Below are 8,518 nucleotides of genomic sequence, written 5' to 3'. Positions count from 1 at the left end.
GGCGGGTGGGGTTGGGTCGGGCGTGTCTTGTCAGAGCGTAGATGAGGGTGTCGGGTATGTGGGCGGGGCGGGGCCCCCCCCCCCCCCCCCGGGTGCGCACGTGCAGCGGCTCGGGGTCAGCCGCGGGCAGGTCGTCGAGCCGGACCAGGCCGGGCGGGATCGGGCCGACGTCGGCGAGCAACGCGACCCCGACCCCGGCGCGGGTGGCCTGCAGCACGCCGGCGAGATGCCCCGCCTCGCCCGCCACCCAGGCGGTCCGCCCCGCTCGGGCCAACGTGCTCAGCGCCTGGCGACGGATCGTGCACGGATCGTTGATCGCGACGACCGGGAGTGGCTGCGCCGAGGGGGGTGGGGTCCAGCCGTAAGCGCAGTACCAGGCAAGGCGCAGGGCGCCGGCCGGGCGGCTGGCCGGGCCCGGGGCGATCCCGATCAGCACCGCGACGTCGATCGTCCCCTCGTCGAGGGCCTCGGCCAGCCGTGCGCCCCGGTCGAGTCGCACCTGGACGCGCGCCTCCGGATAGCTGGCCGTCAGCGCCGCCATCCAGCGGGGCAGCAGATGGTCGGCGGCGTGCTCGGTGGCACCGACGGTGATGGTCGCGGGTCTGGCCCGGGCGCCGACACCCAACTGGTCCAGCGTGCCGTCGTGCAGCTCGAGGAGCTGGCGGGCGGCGGCGAGCAGCAGTTCGCCGTCGGGGGTGAACCGGGTCCCGCGACCGTCGGGTGTGACCAGCGGACGCCCGACGGTCCGCTCGAGCCGGCGCACATGCTGGCTCACCGCCGACTGGGACACGCACAGCGCCTCGGCCGCCCGTCGGAAACCGCCACTGTCGGCGATCGTCACGAGGCTGCGCAGAGCCGTGATATCCAGCGTGTCCGTCACAGCCGCACCCTAACACGATCAATCACGCTTTCTGATCGATCTGATCGCGGATCGGCGTTGGACATCGATCGGAATACCCACCATTCTGGTGAACATGTTCGGCAGGTCAGACGCGGTCGGGTACGGGGAGTTCGACGCCCCCGCGCTCGGTGCTGTCCTGCCCGCGCCGCCGCTGCGGCAGGTGCTCACCCGCCGTCGCATCGTCGATTTCGGGATTCTCTCCTCCTCCTCGTGCTGTCCCGGCCGCTGACACTTCCCTGACGCCCCGTCGGCCCCGTCGGATCGGGGCCGGACTCCGCCGGGATGGGTCGGCCCCGTTCGGGGTGGTGTCGGGCGGTGCTGTCACTGTGCGCTTCCATCGGCTGCGCTGTCGTCCCCCCTCGTCGGTGTGAACCTGCTCCGACGGGGTGTCCGATCCGGCCTGGCGGCTGGCCAGTGCCGGCTCCGCCAACCTGACCGGTGGGGCCTGACCGGTCGGCGCGAGCACGGTGCGTGTCATCGCGTGCCCCGTGCCGTCGTGGAGGCGGGCGTCCCAGGGGTGTCCATGGCCGGGTGCGCGGTGCGCGGTGCAGCTCGGGTCCACGGCGTGCCGGGCGTCGGCGGCACCCCGCCCTTCGACTGCTTCCAGGCCGCTGATGTACGCCGTGAGACAACGTCGGCACCTCACATCCATCGTGTCCCCCGCGCAAGAGCTGACTGTCCCCGCGTGCCCGCCGTACCTGTCATGCGTGCCTGTCTCCGACGCGCCGTAGTGCTCGCGGCGCGGAGCACGACCTTGTCCCGATCCCCGACCAGGTTCGCCGTGAGCCCGGCTCCGACACCCGACGAAGGACAGCGACATGACCTCCGCTCCTCTGATCCCCCCACCCGCGCCCGTGCCGACCCCGGTGGCCGCGTCGGCTCCGGCCGCCGCATCCGACACCGCACCCGGTTCCGGTGCGCAGGCCGCCGGGGCGCCGCGGTCCTGGGACGGCCCGCCGACGGTCGCCGCCCGCGGGACCGTCATCGTCGTCGCCGGTCGGGGGGAGCATCCTGGGGTCTACGAGCGGTTCGGTACCCGGATCGCGTTCGACGGCTACCGGGTCCGGGCGGTGGGCGACCCCACCCGGGATCCGGCTGGGGTGACCGCGAACATCCAGTCGCTGCTGGCCGACCCCGACCTGCCCTCGCCGCGGGTCCTCGCGGGCTCCGACGCGGGCGCCGCCTTCGTCGCGGCACTCGCCGCGACCGGGGCCGTCGAGGTGGACGCGCTGCTGCTCGTCGGCCTGCCCGCCGACGCCGACGACGCGGCGCGGGCGGACGGGGACTCCGACGCGGACTGGGCGACGCAGCTCGCGGCGCGCACGGCCTGCCCGACGCACCAGGCCCGCCTGGACGCCGACCCCGCGGTGCGCCGCGACGACCTGGCCCGTCCCATCCCGTCGTCCTGGCTCGTCGACGGCGATCTCGCGAAGGTGACGGTGCCGATCCTCGGCCTCCACGGGGCCGCCGACCTGATCAGCCCGCTCGCGCCGGCGCGGGCCCGTTACGCGGGCGCCCCGCGGGCCGAACTGGTCACCCTCGACGGCGGCCGCCACGACGCGCTCAACGACGCGACCCACCGCAGCGCCGCGGCCGCCGTCGTGCTCTTCCTCGAGCGGCTGCGCCTGGGCGCCGACCTGCCGACGATCGCCCGCTGGTCCTGACCACACCGGCGCCGAGCGTCCTGCTCGCTCCACCCCGCGGCCTCGCCCCGCCGCATGATCACATCCCGCCCACGGCGGCGCCGCAGCACTGCCGGTACGGAGGAACAATGCCCGTCGAGTTCATCAGCGCGATCAACGTCAACCAGTCCAACGAGCTCAACCGGCTGCGCCGCTTCGAGATCGACCTGCCGTTCTTCAAGCGGTACGCCCGCGCTCTGGACGACTACGGTTTCGACTACACCCTCGTGCCCTATGCCTCGCCGGCGCATGACCCGTTCACCGTGGCCACCGCGATCACCCAGCACACCGAGCGGGTGAAACCGATCGTGGCGCTGCGGCCGAACACGATGTACCCCACCGTCGCGGCCAGGCAGCTCGCCACCCTCGACCAGCTCTCCGCCGGACGGGCCGTCGTGCACTTCATCGCCGGCGGCGACGACCACGAGCAGGCCCGGGAGGGCGACCGGCTGCCCAAGGAGCAGCGCTACGCCCGCCAGGCCGAGTACATCGAGATCCTGCGCAAGGTGTGGACGTCGACCACCGCGTTCGACCACGCCGGCACCTACTACTCGTTCGAGGACTTCGTCTCGGTGGTCCGGCCGGTCAACGGCACCATCCCGGTGTCCGTGGGCGGGTCGTCACCGGATGCCTACCGGGTCGGCGGGGCGCTCGGGGACATCTTCGGGCTGTGGGGCGAGCCGCTGCGCGAGACCCGCGAGCAGATCGACGCCGTCCACGAGCAGGCGCGCCTGGCGGGGCGCAGCGACCGGCCGCGGATCTGGGTGACGTTCCGGCCGATCATTGCCGAGACCGAGGAACTCGCCTGGGAGAAGGCGCACCGCATCCTGGGCGTCCTGACGGACTCCGGCGGCGCGGCCGGGCGATTCGCCCGGTTCCGCTCCGCGACGCCGGCCAACGTCGGTTCGCAGCGGCTGCTGGCCGCCGCCGGACGGGGCGAGGTCCACGACCGCGCCCTGTGGACGGCGCCGGCGAAGGCGACGAACGCCGCCGGCGCCTCGACCGCCCTGGTCGGCACGCCGGAGACGGTGGCCGCCGCCATCCTCGACTACATCGACCTCGGCGCCGAGCTCGTCTCCATCCGCGGGTACGACAACTTCAACGACCTCATCGACTACGGCCGGTCCGTCCTGCCACTGGTGCGCCAGGAACTGGCCCACCGGGAGGCCACCGGCCGGCGTGGGGAGATCGTGTCCCTCGACGCCGGGCTCGACCAGCAGGATCTGGTCGCGGCCGGCGCCACCGTGGTGGCGTCGTGACCGCCCCGACCGAACTCGACCCCACCTCGACCGCCGCTGCCCAGCCCGCCGCCGGGCCCGCGGCGACCGGGAGCGCCTCGACCGGGGTCGCCTCGGGCGAACCAGGCCCGCTCACGCCCGCCGGCACACCGGCACCGGACGCCGCGGCGCGCGCGGCCGTCGCGCCGCTGCCGGCGATCGACCTGTCCGAGCAGGCCCTGGCCTGGGTCAGCGCCGAACTGGCGACCACCGCCGAGGAGTACGACCGCAGCGGCGAGTTCCCCTGGACGGGCGTGCGGGCCGTGCACGACGCCGGCCTGTTGCGCCTGGGCATCGACCCGCGCTACGGCGGCCAGGGCCTGGGGCCGGTCGACAGCGTGCGGGTCTTCGAGGCGCTGGGCAAGGGCGACCCGTCCGTCGGGCTGATCGCCTCGATGACGGTGTTCCAGCACGTTCTGCAGGCCCGGGCGCCGTTCTGGCCCGAGCAGCTCTACCGCCGGGTCGTCGCCGACTCCCTCGAGCGCCCGGTGCTGCTCAACGCGATCCGTGCCGAACCCGAGCTCGGTGCCCCGGTCCGCGGCGGCCTGCCCGCGACGAAGATCCGGCGTACCACCGACGGCTGGGTGGTGCGCGGCCACAAGGGGTTCGCGACCAGCTCCGAGGGGCTCTCCTACCACCTGGTGTGGGTCGCCACCGAGGAGGACGACCCGCTGGTCGGGCATGTCATCGTGCCCGCGGGCACCCCCGGCATCGAGATCGTGCGGACCTGGGACCACCTCGGCCTGCGCGCCAGTAGCACCCACGATGTGCTCTACCACGACGTCGCGGTGCCCGAGGCGAACTTCCGCGGGGTGCGCCTGTCCGAGCAGACGGCCCCCGACCTCGGCTTCGCCGCGGTGGGCATCGGCGCGACCGCCCTGTACATCGGGGTGGCCCGGGCCGCGCAGGAGTTCTTCCTGCGCTTCGCGCACGAGCGGGTTCCCACGGCGCTGGGCCGCCCGATCGCCACCACCGAACGGATCCAGACGATCGCCGGCGAGATCGAGGCGCAGCTGATCGCGGCCGAGGAGATCGCCTTCGGCATCGCCCGCCGGTCCGAGCAGGGCGACCCCGAGGTCGCCGGGCGCGCCGTCGTCGCCAAGCCGCTGATCGCCCGAGCGGCGATCAGCGCGGTGCAGACCGCCGTCGCGGCCCTGGGCAACCCGGGACTGACCCGGCACAACCCGCTCGAACGCCACCTGCGCGACGTCCACTGCGTGCGGGTGCACCCGCCGCAGGAGGACAGCGCGCTGCTGGCCGCCGGCCGGCGCACCCTCGCCGCCGCCGCGCCCGCCGCACCCGCGCCGTCCGCGCCGCCCGTCTCCTGAACCCGCCTGTCTCCTGAACCCACCGCGCCGACCGGGCCGTCCCGGTCGGGCGAGGCCGAACCCGTCCCCGTCGCCGTCCCCGTCGGACTGTGCTCCCGTCCGTTTCCCCCGAAGGCTCCGTTCCCCCGCGCGGAGTCCGTCCGTCCCCTTGACCCCGCCCGGCGCGTCCGACCGCCGGGCGACTTCCCTCCCTGAAGGAGCACCGTCACATGAGCACGTCGTACCGTCACCGAACGAGACGGCGGCTGGCTGCGGCCGCCGTCTCCGTCCTCGCAGCCGTCACTCTCGCGGCCTGCGGGAGCGGGAGCGGGGGCGGGTCCGGATCGGACGCCGCCGGCAGCGGCGGCTCGGACGGCGGCACACCCGTCTCCGGCGGGCGGCTGAAGATCGCGTTCTGGAACGACCTGCAGGGCTGCATCGACCCGAACCAGGTCTACTGGATCGAGTCGCGCAGCCTCGACCGCAACATCGCCGACTCGCTCACCGACCAGGACCCGAAGACCGGCAAGATCGTCCCCTGGCTGGCGACGAGCTGGACCTCCAACGCCCAGGCCACCGAGTTCACCTTCAAGCTGCGCTCGGGCGTGACGTTCAGCGACGGCACCAAGCTTGACGCCACCGCCGTGAAGACCGCCTTCGACGCCACGCACGACCTCGGTGCCCGCTCCACCCTCGGCCTGACCTACCTCGCCGGGTACAAGTCGACCACCGTCGTCGACCCGTCCACCGTCAAGGTCGACTTCAGCAAGCCCAGCGCCGGCTTCCTACAGGCCACCTCGACCACGACGCTCGCGATCCTCTCGCCCGCGACCTACAAGGAGACGCCGGAGGCCCGCTGCGCCGGCAAGATCGTCGGCTCGGGCCTGTTCACCCTGGACAGCTACAGCACGGCCAAGTCGGCGAAGCTCACCCGCCGGGCCGGCTACGCCTGGCCGAGCCTGCTGGTCACCAACAAGGGCGTGGCGCACCTCGACGGCATCGACGTCAGCTACATCAGCGAGGACAGCGTCCGCAACGGCAGCCTCCAGAACGGATCCATCGACGTCGCCTGGCCCCGTCAGCCGATCACCTCGGCCGACCAGGAGGTGCTCAAGTCCTCCGGCGCCACCATCGAGACCCGCGCCCTTCCCGGCATCAGCGGCCTGCTCCTGCCGAACGTCAGCGCCGGGCGGCCGCTGTCCGATCTGGGCGTGCGCAAGGCGCTGCTGAAGGGCATCGACCTCGCGACCTACGCGAAGACCCTGTACTGGGACGGCTACCCGGTGGCCAAGAGCCCGCTGACGTCGAGCACCCCGTACTTCACCGACGAGTCCGCCAAGCTCGCCTACGACCCGACCGGCGCGGGCAAGCTGCTCGACGGCGCCGGCTGGAAGCTCGGGTCCGACGGCTACCGGCACTCCGGCGGCAAGAAGCTCACCCTGACCTACGTGAGCTCGGCGCCCTCTCCCGGCGACCAGCTCGTCCAGGACCAGCTCAAGAAGATCGGCATCGACTACGAGATCAAGATCGTTCCCCAGGCGCAGCTCGTGCCGCTGGGCAACTCCGGCAACTACGACCTGACCGGCTCCTACCTGACCCGCGCGGACCCGAGTGTGCTCGGCTCCTCGATCGACCAGGCCGCCACCAAGGCGTATGGGGCGAAGTTCAGCCAGGACCCGGCGACCGCGGCGAAGGTCAGCGCGTTGTTCGCCACCGGGCAGTCCACCGTCGACCCCACCAGGCGCGCGGCCGCCTACAAGGAGCTGCAGGACTACCTGATCGACAACGTCGTCACGTTGCCGCTCTACGACCGCCTGCAGACCGCCGCGATCTCGAAGAAGGTGCACGGCTTCGCCTTCACCTCGGAGTCGTTCCTGCGGGCCAACGACATCTATCTGTCGAAGTAACACCCGCCTGGTAGTGCTACCCGCCCGCCCGGGCCGGCTCGTCACCCGAGTCCGACCAGCCGGCCCGGGCGGCGGGCCCCGACCCCGAACCGCATTCCGACCGATCGACCGAAGCGAAACCCGGACGCGAACAGGACCCCGAATCTGATGGCTCGCTATCTCGCCGGAAGGCTCGTCCAGGCGCTGGCCGTGCTCTGGGCTGTCTTCACGGTCGTCTTCATCATCCTGCACGTGCTGCCAAGCGACCCGATCACACTGCAGCTGTCCGCCGGCGGCGCCGACGTCAGCCAGCTCACCCCGGCCCAGCTACACACGCTCAAGCACGAGTACGGCCTCGACCGGTCGCTGCTCGGGCAGTACTTCCACAGCCTCTGGAACGCCCTGCACCTCGACTTCGGGATGTCACTGACCCAGAACGTCTCCGTCGGGTCGCTGATCACCGACAAGCTGCCGGCCACGCTGGAGCTCGCCCTCGTCGCCGTGCCGCTGATGGTGATCGGCGGGGTCGGGCTCGCCTACCTGGCGAGCTACGTCCAGTGGCGCCCGGCGCGCACAGTGCTGGCCCGGCTGCCCGCGCTCGGCGCGTCCATGCCGCAGTTCTTCATCGGACTGCTCCTGATCCAGGCATTCTCGTTCTCCCTGCACTGGTTCCCCGCGACCGGCACCGACGGCTGGCGCAGCCTGGTGCTGCCCGCGGTGACGATGAGCCTGATCGGCGCGGCCATGCTCGGCCAGCTGCTCATCCGCAGCTTCAACGACACCTGGCAGGAGCCCTACATCACCACCGCCCAGGCCAAGGGGCTGTCCCGCTCGGCCGTGCAGCTGCGCCACGTCCTGCGCAACGCCGCCCTGCCGGCGCTGACGCTGCTGGGCATCCTGCTCGGCTACACGGTGACCAACGCGGTGGTCGTCGAGTCGATCTTCTCCCGCGACGGGCTGGGCCAGCTCGCCGAGAAGGCCGTGCTCGGCCAGGACGTGCCACTCGTCCAGGCGGTCGTGCTGATCGCCGCGGCCGGCTTCGTCGCCGTCAACCTGCTCGTCGATCTTCTTTACACGCTGCTCGACCCGCGCGTGGCCGCCGCGGCGCGGGCATAGGGGAGGCCACCATGCCCGACAACCTTGTTGCCACGGACGTCGTCTCCACGGATCTCGCGGTTTCCACGGATCTCGCGGCCGACCCGGCCCGCGCGTTCGACGCCACCCGGCTACCCGGCCACGACAACGGGAACGTCCCACCGGCGACGCACGCGCAGCCCGCGCAGCTACCCGGCACCGGCGCCGAGCTGGGCGTGGGCCCGGCGCCGCAGGCCACGGCACAGGCCACCCCGCGGATCACGGACGCCGGACACGACGGGGGCACCGGGGGCACCGGGGGCGACGACCGGGACGAGGCGCGCGCGGCGGTGGGCCGGTGGGGGCGGGCGGCGGGCGCGCTGGGGCCCCT

8 protein-coding genes are annotated in these 8,518 nt (G+C 72.9%); 7 read left to right on the top strand and 1 reads right to left on the bottom strand.

Features of this window, described 5'->3' with window-relative positions; genetic code table 11:
• Positions 1–880: LysR family transcriptional regulator (locus MXD95_RS06825; protein ID WP_250639693.1), on the bottom strand; the 880-nt coding region annotated here is incomplete at its 3' end.
• Positions 881–974: 94 nt separating this feature from the next.
• Here MXD95_RS06825 and MXD95_RS06820 point away from each other — a divergent pair.
• The 7 genes from MXD95_RS06820 to MXD95_RS06790 all read left to right on the top strand — a co-directional run.
• The gene (locus MXD95_RS06820; protein WP_250639692.1) at positions 975–1,130 is read left to right on the top strand and encodes a hypothetical protein; all 156 of its coding nucleotides are present in this window, start codon (positions 975–977) and stop codon (positions 1,128–1,130) included.
• Between the two features lie 589 nt (positions 1,131–1,719).
• The gene (locus MXD95_RS06815; protein WP_250639691.1) at positions 1,720–2,565 is read left to right on the top strand and encodes an alpha/beta hydrolase; all 846 of its coding nucleotides are present in this window, start codon (positions 1,720–1,722) and stop codon (positions 2,563–2,565) included.
• A 107-nt stretch (positions 2,566–2,672) separates the two neighbouring features.
• Positions 2,673–3,842: an LLM class flavin-dependent oxidoreductase gene (locus MXD95_RS06810; protein ID WP_250639690.1), complete on the top strand. Its 1,170-nt coding sequence runs from the start codon at positions 2,673–2,675 to the stop codon at positions 3,840–3,842.
• Between the two features lie 167 nt (positions 3,843–4,009).
• Positions 4,010–5,188: an acyl-CoA dehydrogenase family protein gene (locus MXD95_RS06805; RefSeq protein WP_250639694.1), complete on the top strand. Its 1,179-nt coding sequence runs from the start codon at positions 4,010–4,012 to the stop codon at positions 5,186–5,188.
• A gap of 209 nt (positions 5,189–5,397) precedes the next feature.
• A complete protein-coding gene (locus MXD95_RS06800; protein WP_250639689.1) occupies positions 5,398–7,074 on the top strand; it encodes an ABC transporter substrate-binding protein in 1,677 nt (558 codons plus the stop codon).
• 147 nt (positions 7,075–7,221) lie between these two features.
• Positions 7,222–8,169 carry an ABC transporter permease gene (locus MXD95_RS06795; RefSeq protein ID WP_250639688.1) on the top strand — a complete coding sequence of 316 codons (948 nt, stop codon included), beginning with the start codon at positions 7,222–7,224 and terminating at the stop codon, positions 8,167–8,169.
• A gap of 11 nt (positions 8,170–8,180) precedes the next feature.
• On the top strand, positions 8,181–8,518 hold a 338-nt coding region (locus tag MXD95_RS06790), incomplete at its 3' end, for a hypothetical protein (protein ID WP_250639687.1).

This window comes from Frankia sp. AiPa1 (assembly GCF_023243075.1).
Classification (GTDB): Bacteria; Actinomycetota; Actinomycetes; order Frankiales; family Frankiaceae; genus Frankia.
Note: the sequence above shows the minus strand (reverse complement) of the source record. Positions and strands in the feature narration are given on the sequence as shown.